This window comes from Lentzea indica (assembly GCF_012184385.1).
Classification (GTDB): domain Bacteria; phylum Actinomycetota; class Actinomycetes; order Mycobacteriales; family Pseudonocardiaceae; genus Lentzea; species Lentzea indica.
In genome coordinates this window covers 1-1927 of the sequence record NZ_VSRL01000514.1, presented here as the reverse complement: position 1 = coordinate 1927, position 1927 = coordinate 1, and the positions used below count along the sequence as shown (strand labels likewise).

General features: G+C 69.7%; 2 protein-coding genes. One reads left to right on the top strand and one right to left on the bottom strand.

The features are described 5' to 3' along the window. Positions 1-1034 (bottom strand): ATP-binding protein (locus tag FXN61_RS49155; protein ID WP_512698774.1); only part of this gene is annotated, 1034 nt, incomplete at its 3' end. Between the two features lie 280 nt (positions 1035-1314). Here FXN61_RS49155 and FXN61_RS49150 point away from each other — a divergent pair. Further along, the gene (locus FXN61_RS49150; protein WP_167980599.1) at positions 1315-1869 is read left to right on the top strand and encodes an ATP-binding protein; all 555 of its coding nucleotides are present in this window, start codon (positions 1315-1317) and stop codon (positions 1867-1869) included. Positions 1870-1927: the final 58 nt, after the last annotated feature.

Below are 1927 nucleotides of genomic sequence, written 5' to 3'. Positions count from 1 at the left end.
CGGCTTTCGCCGCCGCGGATCCACGTCCCTCGATCGACCGCACGTCGCCGCGCTGGGCACCGTGGCACGCAGGTGTCTGGCGGCGGCGTCGACGCCGAGTCCCCGCGCGCCAGCAGCATTTCGCCGGCCTCGCGGTGCAGCGCGCGTCGCACGGGCGGTGGCACGGAGTCGGCGATCAGCCGCCAGACCAGCTCGTGCCGGAACGCCAGCCTGTCCTCCAGCGACGTGACCACGCCGGCGCCGATGACCTCGTCGAGCGCCGGCAACAGGATCGCGGTGCTCGACGCCAGCATCTCGGCGACGTCACCGGGCTCGAAGCGCGGCCCGAGCACCGACGCGACCTGCAGCAGGTGCCGCGCCCTGCCGCTCAGCGAACCGACGCGGTCGCGGAGCAACGCCTCGGTGCGCCGTGGCGAGCGGTCGGCGCGCAAAGAGGCGTGCTCGGCGGTGATCACGAGCTGACCGTCTTCGCGAAGCGCGGTGAAGAGACTGATCAATTCCGCGGGATTTCCACGAGCGGTCGACGCCAGCGCACGGAGATCGTGGTCAGGAATTCCTCCTGCGAGATCGGCGACGAGATCCGCGACGACGTTGTCCGTCAATGGCCGAAGCTCGATCCGCACGGCGCCTCGTGCGACCGCGGCGGCGAACAAGCGGTCCGCGCCCTCACCGCAGCGACGGGCGAGCAGCCAGACCACCTTCTCGTGGGTGGAGGCGGGTAGTAATGCGCGCAACGCGGCCAGCGTTCCCGGCTCTGCCAGGTGAAGATCGTCCAGCACGACGAGGGTCGGACCATCGGGTTGACGTTCGGCCAGGCGGGCCAGCAGGAACGGCTGGTCCAGTTCGTCCTGTGCCGTGGCGACTTCGAAACCGCGGCGCGCGGCAACGGCGGCCACCTCGGTCAGCAACCGCGTCTTGCCGGTTCCCGCCGCGCCGTCGACCAGCACCACACCGGTGCCCGCGTCCAGCACGCCGCTCAGGAGCTCCCGTTCTCCCTCACGCCCGCGAAACACCCCGTCCCGATTCCCCGACACCTATTTTCCTTTCGCTCCACGGCGGCGGAGAACTTGCGCTGCTTTACCACAACGACCCGCACCACGACCAGCCCTGAGGCAGCACCCCTAGGCCGTTGGGATGACCATGAGAGGCCGCCGCCAGGCTGCCGCTACCCATTCGAGTAGTTGCCCGCGGGATCATACGGGCACCATCCCTGTTGAGACGCCCATAGCGCGGGAAGCTTTACCTGGGCAAGTGGCGCTCTTTCTCCTAGCATCAATTCCGCTGATCCTTTCACCCACGGATTGTGGAGAGATCTTGGAAAACCGGCTGAAAGCGTGGTGTGCCGGAATCAGCGACCAGGTGACGCCGGGCACGACGACCGTCGTGGAAGGCGCTCCGGGGACGGGCAAGACCGCGGTGCTGGACGACCTCACCGCGCGCTGGGAAGCCTCTGGCAGGCAGGTCGTGCGGGCACGCGGCAGCGCGTTGGAGGGCGATCTGCCGTTCGGGATCGTGGCCCAGCTCTTCGACATGATCGACCATGAAGTCGTGCCGCCCGAGGCGATGGGCGCGCTGCGGCTGACCGAGCCGACCGCCGACTTCGCCGTGCTGCACGGCGTCTACCGGCTGGCCGTGACGCTGGCGGGTACGTCAGGGCTGCTCATCGCGGTGGACGACGCGCACTGGGCGGACGCCGCGTCACTGCGGTGGCTCGCCTACCTGACGTTGCGGATTCAACGACTGCCCATCGCTGTCGTGCTGACCGTCGGCGCGGGCGAGCGGTGTGACGACCCGTCCTACGGCGAGATCATGGCCGCGTGCCGCCGGGTGACGCTGGGCACCTGTCCGCGGAGGCCGTCGCCGCGCTGACTCTCCCCCGCACCGGCTCCGAGTTCGTGGCGCCTGCCTCGACGCGACCGGCGGGACC